This window comes from Nonomuraea sp. NPDC050310, from assembly GCF_040655795.1.
Lineage (GTDB): Bacteria > Actinomycetota > Actinomycetes > Streptosporangiales > Streptosporangiaceae > Nonomuraea.
Window position 1 is genome coordinate 128,366 of record NZ_JBFAKP010000018.1, and the last position, 17,959, is coordinate 146,324.

15 protein-coding genes and 1 tRNA gene are annotated in these 17,959 nt (G+C 73.1%); 11 read left to right on the forward strand and 5 right to left on the reverse strand.

Annotated features, from left to right (window positions below; all coding sequences use genetic code 11):
- Window positions 1-38: 38 nt before the first annotated feature.
- The gene (locus AB0I67_RS32100) at window positions 39-839 is read right to left on the reverse strand and encodes an anti-sigma factor (protein WP_357931146.1); all 801 of its coding nucleotides are present in this window, start codon (window positions 837-839) and stop codon (window positions 39-41) included.
- Entirely contained in the window at window positions 836-1,399 is a 564-nt protein-coding gene (locus tag AB0I67_RS32105) for a sigma-70 family RNA polymerase sigma factor (RefSeq protein WP_357931265.1), read from the reverse strand. Before AB0I67_RS32105 ends, AB0I67_RS32100 begins: the two co-directional genes overlap by 4 nt.
- Window positions 1,400-1,494: 95 nt before the next feature.
- Between AB0I67_RS32105 and AB0I67_RS32110 the strand changes: the two genes are divergently transcribed.
- The 3 genes from AB0I67_RS32110 to AB0I67_RS32120 all read left to right on the forward strand — a co-directional run bounded on the left by AB0I67_RS32110 (window position 1,495) and on the right by AB0I67_RS32120 (window position 4,909).
- On the forward strand, window positions 1,495-2,745 hold the full coding sequence (locus AB0I67_RS32110; protein ID WP_357931149.1) for an FAD-dependent monooxygenase: 1,251 nt from the start codon (window positions 1,495-1,497) through the stop codon (window positions 2,743-2,745).
- Complete coding sequence (locus AB0I67_RS32115) at window positions 2,729-4,066, forward strand: class II 3-deoxy-7-phosphoheptulonate synthase (protein ID WP_357931151.1); 1,338 nt, start codon at window positions 2,729-2,731, stop codon at window positions 4,064-4,066. Before AB0I67_RS32110 ends, AB0I67_RS32115 begins: the two co-directional genes overlap by 17 nt.
- An 81-nt stretch (window positions 4,067-4,147) precedes the next feature.
- Complete coding sequence (locus AB0I67_RS32120; RefSeq protein WP_357931153.1) at window positions 4,148-4,909, forward strand: SAM-dependent methyltransferase; 762 nt, start codon at window positions 4,148-4,150, stop codon at window positions 4,907-4,909.
- 70 nt (window positions 4,910-4,979) lie between these two features.
- Here the strand turns inward: AB0I67_RS32120 and trxA are convergent, their stop codons facing one another.
- Together trxA and AB0I67_RS32130 are read right to left on the reverse strand one after the other, a co-directional pair.
- Window positions 4,980-5,357, reverse strand: coding sequence for a thioredoxin (trxA, locus tag AB0I67_RS32125; RefSeq protein WP_357931156.1), 378 nt, complete (start codon window positions 5,355-5,357; stop codon window positions 4,980-4,982).
- A gap of 128 nt (window positions 5,358-5,485) precedes the next feature.
- Entirely contained in the window at window positions 5,486-7,828 is a 2,343-nt protein-coding gene (locus AB0I67_RS32130; RefSeq protein WP_357931158.1) for an ExeM/NucH family extracellular endonuclease, read from the reverse strand.
- A 106-nt stretch (window positions 7,829-7,934) separates the two neighbouring features.
- Here AB0I67_RS32130 and AB0I67_RS32135 point away from each other — a divergent pair, with 106 nt between their 5' ends.
- Both AB0I67_RS32135 and AB0I67_RS32140 read left to right on the forward strand, forming a co-directional pair.
- Entirely contained in the window at window positions 7,935-9,149 is a 1,215-nt protein-coding gene (locus tag AB0I67_RS32135; protein ID WP_357931160.1) for a pentapeptide repeat-containing protein, read from the forward strand.
- Window positions 9,150-9,214: 65 nt separating this feature from the next.
- A complete protein-coding gene (locus AB0I67_RS32140) occupies window positions 9,215-9,868 on the forward strand; it encodes a permease prefix domain 1-containing protein (RefSeq protein WP_357931163.1) in 654 nt (217 codons plus the stop codon).
- On the opposite strand, the gene AB0I67_RS32145 is transcribed toward AB0I67_RS32140, so the two are convergent.
- Entirely contained in the window at window positions 9,865-10,194 is a 330-nt protein-coding gene (locus AB0I67_RS32145) for a helix-turn-helix transcriptional regulator (RefSeq protein WP_357931166.1), read from the reverse strand. The two genes, AB0I67_RS32140 and AB0I67_RS32145, sit on opposite strands and share 4 nt — an antisense overlap.
- A 57-nt stretch (window positions 10,195-10,251) precedes the next feature.
- On the opposite strand from AB0I67_RS32145, the gene AB0I67_RS32150 reads away from it, so the two are divergent.
- The 6 genes from AB0I67_RS32150 (at window position 10,252) to AB0I67_RS32175 (ending at window position 17,943) form a co-directional block, all read left to right on the forward strand.
- Window positions 10,252-11,382 (forward strand): cytochrome ubiquinol oxidase subunit I, encoded by a 1,131-nt coding sequence (locus AB0I67_RS32150; protein ID WP_357931168.1) that lies wholly within the window; start codon window positions 10,252-10,254, stop codon window positions 11,380-11,382.
- A 37-nt stretch (window positions 11,383-11,419) separates the two neighbouring features.
- Entirely contained in the window at window positions 11,420-12,172 is a 753-nt protein-coding gene (locus AB0I67_RS32155; RefSeq protein ID WP_357931170.1) for a cytochrome d ubiquinol oxidase subunit II, read from the forward strand.
- 7 nt (window positions 12,173-12,179) lie between these two features.
- Window positions 12,180-14,003 carry a thiol reductant ABC exporter subunit CydD gene (cydD, locus tag AB0I67_RS32160; protein ID WP_357931173.1) on the forward strand — a complete coding sequence of 608 codons (1,824 nt, stop codon included), beginning with the start codon at window positions 12,180-12,182 and terminating at the stop codon, window positions 14,001-14,003.
- The gene (gene cydC / locus AB0I67_RS32165) at window positions 14,000-15,943 is read left to right on the forward strand and encodes a thiol reductant ABC exporter subunit CydC (protein ID WP_357931176.1); all 1,944 of its coding nucleotides are present in this window, start codon (window positions 14,000-14,002) and stop codon (window positions 15,941-15,943) included. Before cydD ends, cydC begins: the two co-directional genes overlap by 4 nt.
- A 124-nt stretch (window positions 15,944-16,067) precedes the next feature.
- Window positions 16,068-16,142: transfer RNA gene (locus AB0I67_RS32170), tRNA-OTHER, on the forward strand.
- Window positions 16,143-16,272: 130 nt separating this feature from the next.
- On the forward strand, window positions 16,273-17,943 hold the full coding sequence (locus AB0I67_RS32175; RefSeq protein ID WP_357931178.1) for a TROVE domain-containing protein: 1,671 nt from the start codon (window positions 16,273-16,275) through the stop codon (window positions 17,941-17,943).
- The last annotated feature ends 16 nt before the right edge of the window (window positions 17,944-17,959 follow it).

The window sequence follows — 17,959 nt, forward strand, 5'->3', positions numbered from 1 at the left end:
CCATGTCACATTCTCCAGATCCCCGCGGTCCGGTGCGCCTAGGTCCCGGGCAGTTCGGTGAGCAGGAGCGGGACCGTGGTGGGCTGCGCGGAGCCGCCCGCGGGCTCGACGGTGAGGCCGAGGTGGCGGTCGTCGGCTTCCGGGCTGGTCAGCAGGGGCAGGGTCTGCCCCGCGCCGTCGTCGGTGAGCAGCCCGGCGGGCCGGGCGCCGCCCGGTCCCATCAGCCACAGCTCGTAGACGCGGCCCTCCGGCAGGACGGGCAGGCCGTGCGCGGCGAACAGCAGGCGGCCGCGTTCGCGGGAGACCACCAGCGTCGCCGTCCCGCCCGAGGTGACCGGGCGGCGCAGCGTCCTGGCGTCGGGGGCGGCGAGCACCTCGACCAGCTCCCGCTGGGTCTCGCGGACCCGCTCCAGGTCGCGCAGCCCGTCGAAGGCCACCACGCCGAGCACCGCCGCCGCGACCGTCGCGGCAGCCGTGAGTCCCAGCGCCAGCCGCACCGGCCACGACCGGCGGGGGCGGCGCTTGCCGGGGCCGGTCCGTCCTCCCGCGCGGGCGCGTCGCGGAAGGGGGCCGGTGCGCTGCTCGACCCGCGTGGCCGGGGTCAGGTCGGGGGGCGCCTGCCGTACGTGCCGGGCGGCGGCGAGCACGCGGGCGCGCAGGTCCGGGGGCGGCGCCGCGGCGGCGTCCAGGGCCAGCAGCGCCGCGGTCTCGCGCAGCCCGCGCACCTCGGCCGAGCACGCCGAGCAGCCGGACAGGTGCCGCTCGAACTCGGTCTCCTCCGCCTTGCCGAGCGCGTTGAGGGCGTAGGCGCCGGACAGGGCGTGGATCTCGGGGTTCATCGTTCCACTCCCATGCAGTCGCGCAGCCGGACCAGCCCGTCGCGCATCCTGGTCTTGATCGTCCCGAGCGGGACGCGCAGCAGGCCCGCCACCTCGGGATAGCTGTAGCCACCGTAGAAGGCCAGCGTGACGGCCTGCCGCTGGACCTCGGTGAGCCCGCCCAGGCACCGCCGGACCCGCTCCCCCTCGAGCCGGACGGTCACCTCCTCGACGACGTGGTCGTGCGGCACCTCGGCCGAGCGCGTCCCGGCGCGGTGCTCGCGGTCGGCGGCGGCCTGGGCCGAGCGGACCCGGTCGACCGCGCGGCGGTGGGCCATGGTCATCACCCAGGACAGGCCGGACCCGCGGGCGGTGTCGAAGCGGGCGGCGGTGCGCCAGACCTCGACGAGCACCTCCTGGGCCACCTCCTCGGCCTGGGCCGGGTCCCGCAGCACGCGCAGGACCAGCCCGTACACCGGGCCGGCGAGCCGGTCGTAGAGCCGTTCGAAGGCCTGTTCGCCGCCCGCCGCCACGGCGGTGAGCAGCTCTTCCAGGCCGGGCTCCCGTGGCACCGGGGTCAGCGGGTGCGCGGTTGGCTTGGTCACACCGGTGATTCGGCGCGGCGGGGCTGTCGGATTGCGGTGGCCGATGGCATAATTTCACTAGGTGATGAATTATGACTTGTGTGATCGCCGGCGGCGGACCCGCCGGAGCCGTCCTGGCCCTGATCCTCGCCCGAGCCGGCGTGGAGGTGACCCTCCTGGAGAAGCACGCCGACTTCCTGCGCGACTTCCGCGGTGACACCATCCACCCGTCCACCCTGCAGGTGCTGGAGGAGCTCGGCCTGGCCGAGCGCTTCCACGACCTGCCCCACCGCAAGACCCGCGCGATCCGGCTGTGGACCGACCGCGGCACCGCCGACCTGGCCAGCCTGCGCGGGCTGCCGGGAAACTACGACTACATCGCCTTCGTCCCGCAGTGGGACTTCCTCACCCTGGTGACCGAGGCGGCCAAGGAGTGCCCCACCTTCCGGCTGATCATGAAGGCGGAGGCCCACGGCCTGATCCGGGAGGACGGCGTGGTGCGCGGCGTCCGCTACCGCACCCCGGAAGGCGAGCACGAGATCCGCGCCGACCTGGTGGTGGCCGCCGACGGCCGCACCTCCGCCCTGCGCGCGGCGGCCGGGCTGGTCCCGGAGGAGCTGGGCGCGCCGATGGACGTGGTGTGGTTCCGCGCCTCCCGGCTGCCCGGCGATCCGGACGAGACCTTCCTGCGCCTGTCGGCCGGGCACTTCATGGTCGCGATCAACCGCGACAGCTACTGGCAGCTCGCCTACGTCATCCCCAAGGGCGGCTTCGACGAGCTCAAGGCCGGGGGCATCCGGGCCCTGCACGAGCCGCTGGCGCAACGCCTACGTCGCCGCGGCGGCGGCGCTCGTGCGCTCGCACGCCCCCGAGCTGAGGCCGGGCCGCGTCGTCGAGTCGCTGATCGCCTCCGCCCGGCTCCCCGGCGCGGACGGCGGCTGGCTGGACCAGGACGGCTACGAACACGACGACGCCCTCGGCTTCGGCCTGGTCAACCCGGCGGGCGCGCTGGAGGCGGCCGACCGGCTGACCGCGGCCCCGCCGGCTGCCGGCCTGTCCCCCGGCAGCCGCTTCGTGGCCGGCCCGGCCGGCCGCATCGAGGCGGTCCGGCCCGACCCCCTGCTCACCGCGGGGTACGGCGGGCTGCTGGCCGCCGGCGTGGGCCTGCTGATCGTCGCCGGCACGCTGGCCCTGGCCACGCGCAGGCGCCGGACGAGCGCGCCTCCCCCCGGGCCGGACGCTCAGTCGCCCACAACGTGAAAATCCCTTCTCAGAACGTGGACAACTCGGCCGACCGGCTCAGCGGGTGGAATACCCTCGTATCTCGTGAGCGCACTCTCTAACCTCGATTCCTGGCGTGACCTGCCCGCGGCGCAACAGCCCGAGTGGCCCGACCCCGCCGCGCTCGGGCGCGTCGTCGCCGAGCTCAACACCCTGCCGCCGCTGGTCTTCGCGGGTGAGTGCGACCAGCTCAAGTCCGATCTGGCCGCGGTGGCCAGGGGCGAGGCCTTCGTCCTGCAGGGCGGCGACTGCGCCGAGACCTTCGCCGGGGCGACCGCCGACAACGTGCGCAACAAGCTCAAGACGTTGCTGCAGATGGCGATCGTGCTCACCTACGCCGGCCGGGTGCCGGTGGTGAAGATCGGCCGGCTGGCCGGGCAGTTCGCCAAGCCGCGGTCCAAGGGCACCGAGACCCGGGGCGAGGTGACGCTGCCGGCCTACCGCGGCGACATGGTCAACGGGTTCGACTTCACCGAGGAGTCGCGCACGCCCGACCCGCAGCGCCTGCTGCGCGCCTACCACTCCAGCGCCGTGACCCTGAACCTGGCCCGCGCCTTCACCAAGGGCGGCTACGCCGACCTGCGCCAGGTGCACGCCTGGAACCAGGACTTCGTGGCCGAGTCGCCCGCCGGGCGCCGCTACGAGCAGCTCGCCCGGGAGATCGACCAGGCGCTGGCCTTCATGCGCGCCTGCGGGGCCGACCCCGAGGAGTTCCACACCGTCGAGTTCTACTCCTCGCACGAGGCGCTCATCCTCGACTACGACCAGGCGCTCACCCGCATCGACTCGCGCACCGGCCTGCCGTACGACGTGTCGGCGCACATGGTCTGGATCGGCGAGCGCACCCGCCAGCTCGACGGGGCGCACGTGGAGTTCTTCTCGCGCATCCGCAACCCGATCGGCGTGAAGCTCGGCCCGACGACCTCGCCCGAGGAGGCGCTGGCGCTGGTGGAGAAGCTGAACCCAGACAACGAGGCGGGCCGGCTCACCTTCATCACCCGGATGGGCGCGAGCAAGATCCGCGACCACCTGCCCACGCTGGTGGAGAAGGTCTCGGGCAGCGGCGCGCAGGTCGCCTGGATCTGCGACCCGATGCACGGCAACACCTTCGAGGCCGCGGGCGGCTACAAGACCCGGCGCCTCGACGACGTGCTCGACGAGGTCAGCGGCTTCTTCGAGGTGCACCGGGCGCTCGGCACCCACCCGGGCGGCGTGCACATCGAGTTCACCGGCGACGACGTGACCGAGTGCGTGGGCGGCGGGGCCGAGATCCTCGAGGACGACCTGGCCCTGCGCTACGAGACGGCCTGCGACCCGCGGCTCAACCGGGGGCAGTCGCTCGACCTCGCCTTCCGGGTGGCCGAGCTCTACCGTTCGGTGTGACTTTGTACGGCTTGCGCCCTCGGAGAGGGGGGCGCAAGCCGTATGATCATCCCCGAATGCCGTGATATTTCGGGAGAAATCGTGAGCGAGCAGGTTCCGGAAGGCGTGGACCCCAGCGTCCCCAACGTCGCGCGGATGTACGACTACTACCTCGGCGGCAAGGACAACTTCGCCTCCGACCGCGCCGCCGCCGACCAGATCCTGCGGCTGTTCCCGAACACCCGGGACTCGGCGCTGGAGAACCGGTCCTTCCTGCGGCGGGCCGTACGGCACCTGGTGGACTCCGGGGTGCGGCAGATCGTCGACCTGGGCTCCGGCCTGCCCACGCAGGGCAACACCCACGAGACCGCCCCCGAGGCGCGCGTGGTGTACGTCGACTACGACGCCATCGTCTGCGCCCACGCCCGCGCGCTGCTGGCCGGCTCGCAGGTCAGCGTGGTGCAGGCGGACGTCAGGCAGCCGGAGGACCTGCTCGCCAAGCTCGGCGAGCACGTCGACTTCAGCGAGCCGGTCGGTTTCGTCATGCTCTGCCTGCTGCACTTCATCCCCGACGAGCCCGCCTACGCGCTCACCGACCGGCTGCGCGAGGTCAGCGTGCCGGGCAGCGCGCTGGTCGTCAGCCACGCCATCGACGCCGCGCCCGATCTGACGGCCGAGGCGATGGAGATCTACCGGCGCTCCACCGCCGGGCTGAACCTGCGCACCGAGAGCCAGATCGGGCGCTTCTTCGAGGGCTATCACCTGGTCGAGCCCGGGCTGGTGCACCCCAAGGACTGGCGGCCCGAGGGCGAGCCGGAGAAGACGCCGCCGATCGGGTACGCGGGCGTCGGCTTCAAGGCCTGACCGGATCCCCAGAACACCCTGGACACACGAAAGACCCCGCCGCGGCGGGGTCTTTTCGGTTGGCCGGGCCTCAGTTCTGCTCGGCGGCCTGCTGCATCTCGTCGGCCAGCTCAGCGCGGATCGCGTCCATGTCGAGCCCCTTGACCTGGCCGATCAGGTCCTCCAGCGCCGGCTCGGGCAGCGCGCCCGGCTGCGCGAAGACGACGATGCCGTCGCGGATGGCCATGATGGTGGGGATCGAGGTGATCTGGAAGCCCTGCGCGAGCGCCTGCTGAGCCTCGGTGTCGATCTTGCCGAAGGTCACGTCCTCGTGCTTGTTCGAGGCCTTCTCGAAGATCGGGCCGAACACCCGGCACGGTCCGCACCATTCGGCCCAGAAGTCCAGCAGCACGATGCCCTTGTCGGCGATCTCGTTGAAGTTCTGCTCGGTTACTTCGATGGTCGCCACGCGTGGCTCCTCGTTACTCGGTCACGGTCTATCGGTCTTGCCCTACTCAACCACCTACCCACTGAACGCATTCCACAACGGCCCCCTCCCCGAGCTGGGGACGGGGCCGCCAAGGTGCCGGGTGGAGGCTACTTGCCGCCGGGCATGTCGAGCCCGATCAGGACCGGGTCGTGGTCGGAGGAGCGGAAGGCGTTGGCCTGGTAGAGGTCAGGCCGGTGGCCGGTGCCGTACGGAGCCAGGATGCGCGGCTCGTCGGCGTTGATGTGCCAGATGGTCGCGCCGGTGACCCGCTTGAGGAGCTGCTTGCCGACCAGGGCGTGGTCGAGCTCGCCGGAGCGGCCCTCGAAGACGTAGCTGTAGCGGTCGGCCAGCGGCACGAACTTCTTGGTGAGGCTGGTGTAGGAGGCGCTCTCCAGCGTGTGGATCGGGTCCTCCTCGCTGTAGGCGTTGATGTCGCCGAGGATGATCGGGTGCGGGACGTCCAGCGTGTCCAGCAGCTTCACCAGGGCCTCCGCCTGCCGTACCCGCGTGGGGTTCCAGCAGCCCTGGCCCTGGTCGGTGTCGGGGCCGGAGGCCGGGCAGCTCTGCTTGGACTTGAGGTGGTTGACCGCGATGGTGAACGGCTGGCCGCCCGAGACGCGGCGGAAGGTCTGGATCAGCGGCGGGCGGTTGTTGACCGGGTCCTCGGAGGAGAGGGTCTCGCCGACCGGCTTGACCTTGGCCGGCTTGTAGATCGCGCCGACCTGGATCACGTCGGTGCCCGGGAAGGGGTGCTTCAGCGCGGCGTAGGTGCCGGCGCCGACCTCGGCGTTGACCGCGTCGACCAGGGCCTGGAGGGCGACCTGGCCGTTGTTCTCGACCTCCATGAGGCCGACGACGTCGGCGTCGAGGCCCTTGAGCGCGGCCACCAGCTTGGTGAGCTGGCGCTTCTGCTCCTCGGGCGTCCTGGCGCCGCGCGAGCCGAGGGTGGTGAACCAGTTGAGGGTGTTGATGCTGGCCACGGTGACGTTGCCGCCGACCTTGGCCGGCTGCGCCGGGCGCGGGTTGGTCGCGGCGAAGTCGACCGGCTTGACCGGCTGCAGGCGGTAGAGGTTGAAGCTGTAGCCGAGCACGCCGGTCAGGCCCTTGACGGTGTCGCCGTTGCGGACCGAGTAGGGGACGGTCTGCGGGTCGGAGTCGCCGGAGCCGTCGTCGAGCAGCAGCGAGCGGGCCAGGTTGGCCTCGACGGTCACGCCGGGACGGTCGTTCTGGTGGTACAGCCGGCCCTCGGAGGACAGCAGCACCTCGCCGAAGCGGCCGACGTTGTAGTGCTCGGAGACGGTGAGCGTCTCGGGGAAGGTGAGGAGCATGTTCTCGACCGGCTCGAAGGTGACGCCGGCCGGCCGGGGCAGCTCGTACGGCTGGGCCGCCACGGTGCCGGTGCCGCAGACGCCGACCGAGGTGACCGGGGACAGCTCGGTCAGCCCGTTGAACTCGATGGCCTTGCCGCTGACCAGGACGCGGTCGCCGACCTTGACGTCCTTGAAGGTGTCGCGCGCGAAGACGAACAGGCCCTCGGAGGTCTTGGGGTCGTTGTCCGGGGTCGGGTCCTGGAGGTAGAAGCCGCTGAGCTGGGTGCTCTTCTGGAAGTCACCGGTGACGACGCCCTCGACGCGGACGTTCTGCCCGGCCAGCGGGCTGGCGTCACCGCTGCCCTGCACCTGCGCGATCTGGTGCGTCGCCGGCGCCTCGCAGGGGTCGGCGGTGGGGCTGGGGCTCGGGCTCGGGCTGGTCGTGGGGCTGGTGCTCGGGCTGGGCGAGGGGGAGCTGCCGCCGCAGGGAGTGGCGGCGCTCGCGGTGTTGCGAGGGGCGGGGGCGCCGGTCTCGAAGTCGGCGTTGTTGGCGTCGGTGTCGAGGCAGCCGCCGGACTTGCGCAGCGCGGCGAGCGTGGCCGAGGGGGTCGGGGCCGCGCTCCCTTCGCCGAAGGTGGCGTTGCCGTACCCGACCAGGTCGGCGACCTGGGCGAGCTGCTCCGGCGTGCACGCGACCGGCGCGCCGTTGCAGGCGAGGCCGGTGTCGGACTTGACGAGGGCGACCTTCCCGCCGCCCGCGCCCATCAGGATGGAGGCGGTGGCGTCGGGGGTGGGCAGTTCGCTGCCGGTGCTGCCGCCGCCCATACGGACCAGGTAACGCTGGCCGGCGGCGAGGGAACCGCTGATGGCGACGGTGTTGGCGGCGAAGTGGCCGGATCCGGTGGCGCTGGCGTACTGCACCGACCAGCCGTTCAGGGAGACGGGCGCGGAGCTGCGGTTGAACAGCTCCACGAAGTCGTGGGTGTACGGGGCGCCGGTGTTGCCGCCACCTCCGTAGACCTGGCTGATGACGACGTCACCCGGCGTGGCGGAGGCCGGTAGGGCGGAAAGTGCCGTCAGGCCGGCGGCGCTGACGCCGACGGCGACGAGGGCGGCGAAGGCCCTGGACAGAACACGCATGGGCTGCACTTTACGGCGGTTTTACCTCACAATTTTCGACAAAACGGTTGATAGAGCGTTAATTCATCTAACCTTGACAGCAGCTCGTGGCGGGTATGACTGCAGCATGGATTGGGTCACCTGCTCGCACGCCGCTGCCTGCACGGGGATCGCGCGCCCGCCGTACGGTCTCTGCCTGTTCCACCTCCCGCCCGACCGGCTCGACGCCGAGCTGGCCGCCCTCGCCCCCGCCCGGCTGCTCGACCTGCGGGGCACCCGGCTCGATCCAGACCTCCTGGCCCGCGTGCTGGCCGCCGTCCGTCACCGGCCCGGCCGGACCCGCCTGGACCACGCCCGCTTCCCCGGCGAGGCGCGGCTGGCGGAGGTGGAGTTCGCCGGCGACGTGTCGCTGAACGGCGCCCGCTTCGACCGGCTGGCCAGCTTCTACGGCAGCCGATTCCTGGGCAACGTCTCGCTGGTCGGCGCCGGCTTCGGCCGCGAGCTGTCCTTCCACGGCGCGCGGGTGCTCGGCCACCTCTGCCTCGACGCGGCCGGCGTCGCCCGCGACGCGTTGTTCAGCGAGGCGGTCTTCGCCCGCGGGCTGTCGGCCGAGCGCGCCCACTTCGACGGGCACACCAGCTTCGACGGGGCGGTCCTGGGCGAGACGGCCTCGCTGCGCGGGGCCCGGTTCGGGCACACCCTCTCGCTGCGCAAGCTGCGGGGCGGGGCCTGCTTCGAGCGGGCGCGGCTGCTCGGGCCGGTGTACGCCTCCGTGACCGGGCGGCTGTCGTTCGCGCACGCCCAGGCCGGCGCGGGGGTGGACCTCGCGGTCCGCGGCGGCGGGGTGGACCTGCGGCACGCCGTCGTGGACGGGCCGGTGCGCGTGCGGCTGACCGACTCCCGGGCCGACCTCGAAGGCGCGGTCCTGCGCGGGCGGGCCGCGCTCAGCGGGCGGGGCCTGGCCGGGCTGGACTCGCTGCGCCGGGTGGTGGCTCCCGAGCTGAGCCTGACCGGGCTCGACCTGTCCACCTGCCGCTTCGCCGGGCTGGCCCACCCGGGCGGGCTGCGGGTGCGCGAGTGCTCCTTCCCGCTGACCCCGCGCGGGGTACGGCTCAGCCTCGGCTGGCCGCCGCTGCGCTGGTTCACCCGCCGCCGCCACCTGGCCGACGAGTACGGCTGGCGCGGGTGGAGCAAACCGGTCGAGGTCGTGGTCACGACGGAGGGGCAGGCCTCGCTCCGCGCCTCGATCGACGACCGGGACGCGGCTTCGGGCGTCGCCCTGGACGGGACGCAACCGCCGCGCAAGGCCGGGCGGCGCTGGTGGCGGTCGCCGGCGCCCTGAGCTCTGGGGACATCTCAGGGACATCCCCGATCCGCGCCCCACCCGGCGCGTCTACGCTGGGCGTCGTGCTCATCGACGACTACGTGGCCGAGCTCGAACGCGCGCTCGTCGGCCCCGCGAGGGTCAAGCGCGACCTCGTCGTCGAGGCCAGGGACGGGCTCTGCGACGCCGCCGAGGCCCTGGAGGCCGGGGGTCTGGCCCGCGCCGAGGCCGAGCGGCTGGCGGTGGAGGAGTTCGGGCCGGTGGGCGAGATCGCGCCCGGCTTCCAGGAGGAGCTCGTCGCCTGCGCCGGGCGGCGGCAGGCGTGGCTGCTCTTCCTCGGCGTCCCGGCCACCGCGCTCTGCTGGACGCTGGTGTGGCAGGTCTTCCCCTACCCGGTCGCGGAGTGGGCCGAGCGGCCCGAGTGGTTCGTCCCGGTCGCCCGGGCCCTGGACATCCTGCAGCTCGCCGCCGGGATGGTCGCGGGGGTGACCATCCTCCTGCTGCGGCGCCGGCCTCCGCAGCGGCTCACCCGCCGGCTGGGGATCTTCACCTGGACGCTGCTGGCGTGCACCGGCGTGCTGTCGTTGTGCCTGATGTTCGGCTCGCGTGGACCGGCCGGGTTCGGGGGGTACCCGCCCGGCATGCTGATCTCGGCGGCGAGCCTGGCGTTCACCGCGGCGCAGGTCGTCGGGGCGGCCCGCTGCCTGCGGGTGACGCGAGCGACCGCGTTGTCCTAACTCTCCGTCCGGGGCTGGAGGACGCCGCCGATCGTGCGGACGAACTCGCCCCAGGCCGTGCGTTCCCCGGCCAGGTGGCCGGCGCCCGAGGCGGTGAGGCGGTAGGTGCGCCGCTTGCGCCCCCCGACGGTGGCCCACTCGCTGGCCAGGAACCCGGTGCGCTCCAGCCGCCGGAGCGCGGGGTAGACGGTGCCGGTCGGCACGTTGAGCGTGCCGCCGCTGCGCTCCTGGAGCGCCTCGATGATCGCGTAGCCGTGCAGGGGCGCATCCTCCAGGACCGCGAGGATCAGGGCGTCCATGTGGCCGCGGAGCGCGTCTGAGTTCACTCCCTCATTGTATGTAGACTCTCTATATGTAGACAGACTCAATAAGGGAGTTCCGCCATGGACGTGCTCGATCTGGCCCGCCTGCAGTTCGCGGTCACCGGCAGCCTGCACTTCCTCTTCGTCGTCCTCACCCTCGGCCTGGCCCCGCTCGTCGCGATCATGAACACCCGCTGGGCCCGCTCCGGCCGGCCGGTCTTCGAGGGGATGACCCGCTTCTGGGGCCAGATCTACGTGGTCAACTACGCGCTCGGCATCGTCACCGGGCTGGTGATGGAGTTCCAGTTCGGGCTCTCCTGGAGCGGGCTGTCCCACTACGCGGGCGACGTCTTCGGGGCGCCGCTGGCCATGGAGACGCTCGTCGCCTTCTTCCTGGAGTCCACGTTCCTCGGGTTGTGGATCTTCGGCTGGCGGCGGCTGCCCAAGTGGCTGCACGTGGCGTGCATCTGGATGGTCGTGCTCACGGCCTACGCGAGCGCGTTCTTCATCATGATCGCCAATTCGTTCCTGCAGAACCCGGTGGGAGCGGTCGAGCGGGGCGGGCGGCTGGAACTGGCCGACTTCGGGGCACTGGTGAGCAATCCGGCCCTGGTCGGGGCGCTGCCGCACGTCATCGGGGCGGCGCTGCTCACCGGCGGGATGGTGGTGGCGGCGGCCAGCTCCTACCAGTTGCGGCGCCGTACCGCCGAGGTGGAGCTGTTCACCCGGTCGCTGCGGATCGGGGTGGTGACGGCCGCGGTGGGCATCTTCGTCGCGGTGGCCTCGGGGCACGCGCAGTTCGGGCTGATCCAGCCGGGCAAGTTCGAGGGGAACGCGGGGGCGGGGATCGGGCTCGGGTTCATGATCCTGCTCGGCGAGATGGCGCTGTTCCCGCTGCTGCTGTTCTTCGGGGCGGCGGTGAGCCGGATGCCGCGGTGGGGGTGGGCGCAGTCGCTGCTCATCGGGCTCACGCCGCTGCCGTTCGTGATCTCGATCCTGGGGTGGATGGCGCGGGAGATCGGCCGCCAGCCCTGGCTGATCTGGGAGCGGCTGACCGTGGAGGACGCGATGTCTCCCGGGCTCACCCCTGGGATGATCACCGGCTCATTTGCGGGATTTGTCGGGATATTGGGGCTTTTGGCGGTGATCGACTACGTGATCATCGTGCGCATCGTCCGGCGGGGCCCGGTCGAGCTGGCCCTCGGCGCCTAGCGCTCACTCAGTGACATCGGTGGAGGTGGAACACGGTATGGACATCATCTGGTTCGTCGTCTTCGGCGGGCTGCTGGCGGGATATTTCGCCCTGGAGGGCTTCGACCTGGGCGTCGGCATGCACCTGCTGGGCCGGCCGCGCGGGCAACGGGACGAGATGGTCGCCGCGATGGCCCCCTTCGTGCTGGCCAACGAGGTCTGGCTCATCGCCCTGGCCGGAGCGATGTTCGGCGTCTACCCGCAGCTCGAGTCCTCGGTCGTCTTCGCGCTCTACCCGATCGTGGTGGGCATGCTCCTGAGCTGGGTGCTGCGCGACGCCGGCCTGTGGTTCCGGCGGCGGCTGCCCGGCGACGGCTGGCGGGCGGCCTGGGACCTGGCGATCGGCCTCGGCTCGCTCGGGCTCACGCTGGGCTGGGGGCTCGTGCTGGGCGCGCTGGTCACCGGCTCACCCGGCCTGCTGGGGCTGGCGATCGGCGTCGTCCTGGTCCTGCTGTTCACCCTGCACGGCCGTACCTTCCTGGCCTGGCGCACGCCCGAGGCCGCCTCGGGCATGGTGGCCGTCAAGCCGGTCACCCTGTGGATGTTCCTGGCGACCGGTGCGCTGGCCGCCCTGCCCGCGCTGGCCGTGGTCGTCGGTGGGGCAGGATACCTTCTCAACCACTCGGCCCCGTCGTCGACGCTGGTCACCCTCGGTCTTATGGTGGTGCCGTTCGCGCCGATCATGGTCGGGGCGCAAGTATGGGTGTGGCGCACCTTCCGCCGCGCCGACCGCCAACCGTCGTTCTTCTAGGGGGGACGTGCACAAGGACCTCATGCGGCTGCTCCGGGCCACGGTGCGGGGGCACCTGCTGGTCGTGCTCGGCTCCGCCGTGCTCGCCGGAGTGCTCGTGCTGGTCCAGGCCGAACTGCTGGCCGGGGTGCTCTCCGGCCGCTTCCCGGCCGCCGTCCTGCTCGGGCTCGCCCTCGTCGTCGGCCTGCGTGCCCTGCTCGGCTGGTTCCAGGGCGTGTACGGCGGGCGGCTGGCCACCGGCGCCAAGTCCGAGCTGCGCCGCCGCCTCCTCGACCGCTTCGGGCGGCTCGGCCCGGTGCGGCTCTCCTCCCGGCGCTCCGGCGAGCTCCTCACCCTCGTCGGCCGCGGGCTCGACCGGCTCGACCCCTACCTGACCGGCTACCTCCCGGCCGTCGCCGTCGCCGCGGTGGTGCCGCTGGCGGTCCTCATCCGGCTGTTCACCTCCGACCTGGCGAGTGCCGTCATCGTCCTGGTCACGCTGCCGCTCATCCCGATCTTCGGTGCGCTGGTCGGCATGCACACCAAGACGGTCACCGAGCGCCAGTTCCACGCGTTGTCGCGGCTGGGCGGCCACTTCCTCGACGTCGTCCGCGGCCTGCCCACCCTGCGGGCCTTCGGCCGGGCCCGTCACCAGGCCACCGTCATCCGCTCCGTCGCCGACGCCCACCGCAGCGCCACCATGCGCACCCTTCGGGTCGCCTTCCTCTCCGCCCTGGTGCTGGAGCTCTGCGCCTCCCTGTCCCTGGCGCTCGTCGCCGTCCCCGTGGGGCTGCGGCTGCTCGGCGGCAACCTCGACCTCACCACCGCTCTGCTGGTGCTGCTCCTCGCTCCGGAGGCCTACCTTCCGTTGCGGGTCATGGGCACCCGCTTCCACGCCTCCATGGAGGGCGTCGCCGCCGCCGACGCTGCGTTCGCCGTCCTGGACGACACCGACCCCACGCGCCCTGACACCGACCCCGCGCGACTCGACACCGAGCTCCCCAAGCCGAGCACCCCCGCGGTCGGCGAGCCCCCCGAGGACGGTCGCCCCACTCCGGGCGAGCCCGCCGACGACCGCCGACTCGCCTTGGGCCGGCCTCGTCCCGAGCAGACACCGGCCGCCGACCCGGCCCCGCCCGAGATCCGCCTGGAGCACGTCACCGCCACCTACCCCGGCCAGGACGAGCCCGCCCTCTCGGACGTCACCCTCACCATCTCCCCCGGCGAACGCGTGGCCCTGGTCGGCGAGAGCGGCGGCGGCAAGAGCACCCTGCTCAACCTCCTCCTCGGCTTCCTCACCCCCACCAGCGGCCGGATCCTGGTCGACGGCACCGACCTCCAGGACCTCGACCTCACCGAGTGGCGGGCCCGCACGGCCTACGTCCCCCAGCGCCCCCACCTGTTCACCGTCTCGGTCGCCGACAACATCCGCCTGGGCGCCCCGGAGGCCCCCCTCCCCGCCGTACGGCAAGCCGCGGCGCACGCCCACGCGAGCGACTTCATCGAGGCCCTCCCCCACGGCTACGACACCCTGGTCGGCGAACGCGCCGCCAACCTGTCGGCCGGGCAACGCCAGCGCATCGCCCTGGCCCGTGCCTTCTGCCGCCCGGACGCCTCGATCCTGCTGCTCGACGAGCCCACCGCCCGCCTCGACGGCCGGAGCGAGGCCGCGATCGTCGCCGCCACCGGCGACCTCGCCCACGATCGCACCGCCATCATCGTCGCCCACCGCCCGGCCATGATCGACCTCGCCGACCGCGTCATCCGCATCCACCGAGGCCGCATCGTCTCCGACACCACCCGGACCACCGCCCCCCTCGCCCAGCCCACGCCCACGAGGAACGCCCAGTGACCCGGCCGCCCACCCCACCCGACCCCGACGGCACCCCCGCCCCGACCAGGCCGAGCCCTGGCGAGGGCAGCAGCCCTCCCGCCGAATCGGCTTCCGGTGCGGCCACCCCCGGTCCCGCCGCCGGCGAGGGCCCCGCCGCTCTTCCCGCCGACACCGGCACCCAGGGCGCGACCCGGGCCGTCGCGGAGAGTCCGCGCATGGGCGTCCGCCTGCTCTGGGCGGTGCTGTCCGGGGCGGCGGCCGAGCTGGCCGGGCTCGGCCTGATCGCCGCCGCGGCCTGGCTCATCACCCGAGCCGCCCAGCAGCCGGAGCTGGCCGCCCTGAGCGTGGCCATCGTCGCGGTGCGCGCCTTCGCCACCAGCCGGGGCGTCTTCCGCTACGCCGAACGCCTGACCGGGCACGACGTGGCCCTGCGCGCCCAGGCCACCACCCGCGAGCGCCTCTACGAAGCCCTCATCCCGCCGCAGTCCCCCCGCCACGGCGGAGCCGACCTGCTGAGCCGGATGGTCGACGACACCGAGGCGGTCCAGGACCTGCTGGTCCGCTGCCTCCTCCCGGCCGCCGCCGCGCTGATCACCGCGCTGGCCGCCGTCACCATCGGCCTCACGATCCTCCCCGCCGCCGCGCTGGTCCTGCTCGCGGGCCTGGCCCTGGCCGGGCTGGCCCTCCCCGCCGGTACGGCAGGCGCGGCCCGCCGCTGGGCGGCCCGCATCGCCCCGGCCCGAGCCGGCCTGGCCGCCCGTACCGCCGACGTGGTGCACGGCGCCGCCGACCTGGCCGCCTACGGCGCCACGGGCCGTGCCCTCCAGGCCGCCCTCGACGCCGACGCCCACCTGGCCGATCTCGAACGCCGCCAGGCCCGCGTCCACGCCGCCGCCCTGGGCTTCGGGGTCCTCATCCAGGGCTTGACCGTGGCCGCCATCGTCCTGCTCGCCCAGCGCTCCGGCGTCGGTTCGGTGGGCACCGCCGTACTCGCCCTGATGTCTCTGGTCGCCTTCGAGCCGGTGCTGCCCCTGGCCGCCGCGGGAGAGCGGCTGGCCGGCATCCTCGCCGCGGTTCGCCGCCTCCGCGAGGTCAGCGCCGCCCGCCCCGCCGTCACCGAACCCTCCCGGCCGGCTCCCCCGCCCACCGGCCCGCTCACCGTCGAGGTCCGCGACCTCGTCGTCCGCCACGCCGTACCGGATGCCCCGGCCCCCCGCCCCGCCACCCGGCCGGCCGGGACCGCCTCCTCCCCCACGCCGGGGGCGGAGCCAGCCGGCGCCGCAGCGCTCGACGGCGTCTCCCTCACCCTGGTCCCGGGCAAGCGGGTCGCGCTGGTGGGCCCGAGCGGTGCGGGCAAGAGCACCCTGCTCGCCGCACTGATGCGGCTGGTCGAGCCCGAATCCGGCACGATCCGGGTGAACGGCGTGGACGTCCGCGAGCTCGACTCCGACCGGGTCCGCGAGCTGATGACCGGCCTCACCCAGGACCCGTACCTCTTCCAGACCACCGTCCGCGCCAACCTCCTGCTCGCCGGCCCGGAAGCGGGTGACGAGGAGCTGGAGCAGGCGGTCCGGAAGGCCAGGCTCGACGGCTGGATCGAACGCGTCGGCTGGGACGCCGAGCTGGGCGAGGACGCCCGTACGGTCTCCGGCGGCCAGCTCCAGCGCCTCGCCCTGGCCCGGGCCCTGCTCAACGACCCGCCGGTGCTCCTGCTCGACGAGCCCGCCGAGGCGCTCGACGAGCAGACCGCCGACGAGCTGATGGCCGACCTGCTCGACGCCACCCACGGCCGGACCACCTTGCTGGTGACCCACCGCCTGACCGGCCTGGAGCAGGTGGACGAGATCGTCGTGCTGGAGCAGGGCCGGGTCGTGCAGCGCGGCACGCACGCGGAGCTGGTCGCGCGGGACGGCTACTACCGGGACCTGTGGGAGTCGGAGGTCCTCACCCGCCGCTGACCCCGGCCCCCGCGGTGATAAACGGTCGCTAACCTGTCGAATCCCGCGCTACCGTGAATCTTGATCAACCCCTCCGCGGACCCTGAGCGCGAGGCCCGGTGGGTCGAAGCTCGTCAGTCCTGCCGGTGGCGCGGGTCGAATCTCGATCGGTTATCGCTCTCCAATAGCGACGACCCGGGTTCGAATCCCGGCGCCACCTTCGGGTGGTGTGGTGCAGCGGCCCAGCACGTCTCACGACCGGTCGGTATCCCCACATCCGCGCCTCCGGCAGGACTGACGACCAGACCCGCCACGGGCGGGTCGGACCGTGACGTATGGAGGTGTACCTGATGGCCCGCACCGATCCTCTCGCCGCGCTCTCCGCGAGCGCCACCCCGCAGTCGCAGCCGATCCCCGGCCGCGAGCACGAGCAGGTGCGCGACAACGCGGGCGGCTACGTCTTCGCCAAGGACCTGTGGCAGCAGGTCGAGGACTTCCTCATCCTCGGCACCGCCGGCGGCACGTACTACCTCGGCCAGGACCGGCTGACCGCCGACAACGCGGGCACCCTGTTCCAGGCCATCCGCGAGGACGGCGTGCGGGTCGTGGAGCTGGTCACCGCCGTCTCCACCGCCCGGCCGCCCCGCGCGCCGAAGCAGCGCCCCGCCCTGTTCGCGCTCGCCGCCGCCTACGCCCAGGGCGACGCCGGCACCCGGCAGGCGGCCAAGGCGGTGCTGGCGAAGGTGGCACGGACGACCGACCACCTGGCCCAGTTCTTCGGCTACTACAAGAACCTCGGCGGCAAGCCGTCGCCGCGCGGCGGTACCGCGCCGCGCGCCGGCCGCAGCCTGCGCACGGCGCTCGGCTCCTGGTTCCTGTCCGGCGAGCCCGACGCGGTGGCGTTCAAGGCGGTCAAGGCCCGGCAGCGGAAGACGCCGCAGGGCGAGGCGTTCGACCTGCGGGACGTGCTCCGCATCGCGCACCCGGTCGCCGACACCGCCCAGCGCAAGGCGCTCTTCGGCTGGATCGCCGGGAACGTCTCCGACGACGAGGCCCGCGACGAGCTCCCGGCCGTCGACCGGTTCCTGACCGCGAAGGCGGTCACCACCGTCGAGCAGGCGGTCCGGGTGGTCACCGAGGCGCGGGTGCCGTGGGAGTTCCTCCCGGACGCCATGCTGAAGGAGCCCGCGGTCTGGGAGGCGCTGGTCGACACGATCGGCATGACCGCCCTGATCCGGAACCTGGCCCGCATGACCCGCATCGGTGCGCTGAAGCCGATGGGCGACGCCACCAGCCGCGCGGTGTCGCGGCTCACCGACGCGGACGCGATCAGCAAGGCGCGCATCCACCCGATGGACGCGTGGCTCGCGCTGCGGGTGTACGGCTCCGGCCGATCGCAGCCGAGCCCGCGGGCCACCGTCCAGACGTGGCAGCCGGTCCCGGCGATCCGCGACGCCTTGGAGGAGACCTACGAGCTCGCCTTCGGCGCGGTCGCGCCGTCCGGCAAGCGGCTGCTGATCGCCGTGGACTCCTCCGGGTCCATGACCTGGGCGAACCTGCACGCCGGCGGCTCGCCCATCGGCTCGCCGTACGAGGTGGGGTGCGCGATGGCGGTCATGCTCAGCCGGATCGAGGGCGGCAACGCCCACGTGATCGAGGTGGACACCCAGGTGCACGCCTCCAGGGTGACGCCGCGCACGAACCTGCGCGAGATCGCCTCCTGGACCCCCTCGGGCGGCGGCACCGACCTCAGCCTGCCGTTCTCGTGGGCCCAGCAGGAGCGGATGGAGGTGGACGGCATCGTGGTCTTCACCGACAGCGAGACCTGGGCCGGGCACAGGCACGCCTCCCAGGCCCTGACCGCCTACCGCCGGACGCTGGCCGGACACGCGCGGGTCGTGGTGGCGTCCCTGGCCGCCAACGGCCTCACGATCGCCGATCCCGAGGACGACGGCGTGCTGAACCTCGCCGGGCTGGACGCGTCGCTGCCGATGGTCGTGGGCGGCTTCCTGCAGCGGTGAGTCCGCGCGCTGGAGT

Bases quoted from the DNA above. Each gene is read 5' to 3' on its own strand.
- AB0I67_RS32110 (WP_357931149.1), top strand. From the start codon at position 1,495: ATGACTTGTGTGATCGCCGGCGGCGGACCCGCCGGAGCCGTCCTGGCC.
- AB0I67_RS32100 (WP_357931146.1), bottom strand. From the start codon at position 839: ATGAACCCCGAGATCCACGCCCTGTCCGGCGCCTACGCCCTCAACGCG.
- AB0I67_RS32175 (WP_357931178.1), top strand. From the start codon at position 16,273: ATGGCCCGCACCGATCCTCTCGCCGCGCTCTCCGCGAGCGCCACCCCG.
- AB0I67_RS32130 (WP_357931158.1), bottom strand. From the start codon at position 7,828: ATGCGTGTTCTGTCCAGGGCCTTCGCCGCCCTCGTCGCCGTCGGCGTC.
- AB0I67_RS32150 (WP_357931168.1), top strand. From the start codon at position 10,252: ATGGACGTGCTCGATCTGGCCCGCCTGCAGTTCGCGGTCACCGGCAGC.
- AB0I67_RS32135 (WP_357931160.1), top strand. From the start codon at position 7,935: ATGGATTGGGTCACCTGCTCGCACGCCGCTGCCTGCACGGGGATCGCG.
- AB0I67_RS32155 (WP_357931170.1), top strand. From the start codon at position 11,420: ATGGACATCATCTGGTTCGTCGTCTTCGGCGGGCTGCTGGCGGGATAT.